The organism is Nitratidesulfovibrio liaohensis (genome assembly GCF_011682075.1).
GTDB lineage: Bacteria > Desulfobacterota > Desulfovibrionia > Desulfovibrionales > Desulfovibrionaceae > Cupidesulfovibrio > Cupidesulfovibrio liaohensis.
In genome coordinates this window covers 1-826 of sequence record NZ_VSMK01000673.1, presented here as the reverse complement: position 1 = coordinate 826, position 826 = coordinate 1, and the positions used below count along the sequence as shown (strand labels likewise).

Here is an 826-nt window from a genome sequence, read left to right as displayed (position 1 = left end):
CACGCAGGCTTCCACCGCGCGCACCTTGTCCGCGTGCAGGGGCAGGCCGCGCAGCCGGGCGGTGGCCGCGTCGTCCGGCCCGTCGAATTGCAGGAACACCGAATCCAGCCCCGCTGCGGCAAGGCGCGCGGCATAGCCCTTCTCACGCGCCAGACGCAGGCCGTTGGTATTCAGTTGCACAAAGGGATAGCCTAGGCCGCGCACGGCGGTGATGAGCTGCGGCAGGTCGTCGCGCAGGGTCGGTTCGCCGCCGGAAAGCTGGATGTTGGCATCGCCCGCGCGCGGGCGCAGCACGGCCAGCCGGGTGACCAGTTCGCCCAGGGTGGGATCGTCCTCGCGGCAGGATGCGCGGCTATCGCCCTTGCGCCGTTCGTCACCCCGCCCACTCCCCGGCTCCCTGCCCTGCCCCCCACTCTGCCGCTCACCCCGATCCCCCTGTCCCTCACCCGGCCCTGCCGACGCAAAACACACCGGGCAGCGCAGGTTGCAGCGTTGCGTCACCTCGATGAGCAGGGTGCAGGTGTGCTGGCCGTGGTCCGGGCACAGCCCGCAATCATTGGGACAGCCAAGGACGCGTTCCGTGCCGGGGCCGCGCCGGGCGGTGGGAATCTTGGGACGCACCCAGCCGGTGAAGGCAGGCTCGCCCCGCCACACCGGCACGGAAAATTCACCGTGCTCGGGACAGCGCTTGACCAGCAGCACCGTATCGCCCACGGCCACCCGCTCGGCCGGGGCAGGGCCAAGGCACACCGGGCACACGCTTGCGGTGCGGGCCAGTGCCCGGCCCTGCGCCGCTGCCCGCGCCTCACCCCCGGTCCGCCCCGGT

At 72.4% G+C, this 826-nt stretch carries 1 protein-coding gene; it reads right to left on the bottom strand.

Going from position 1 to position 826, the window contains the following annotated elements:
* Positions 1–777, bottom strand: a 777-nt coding sequence (locus FVW27_RS17615) for a radical SAM protein (protein WP_167127708.1), incomplete at its 3' end; no start/stop codon positions are given.
* Positions 778–826: the final 49 nt, after the last annotated feature.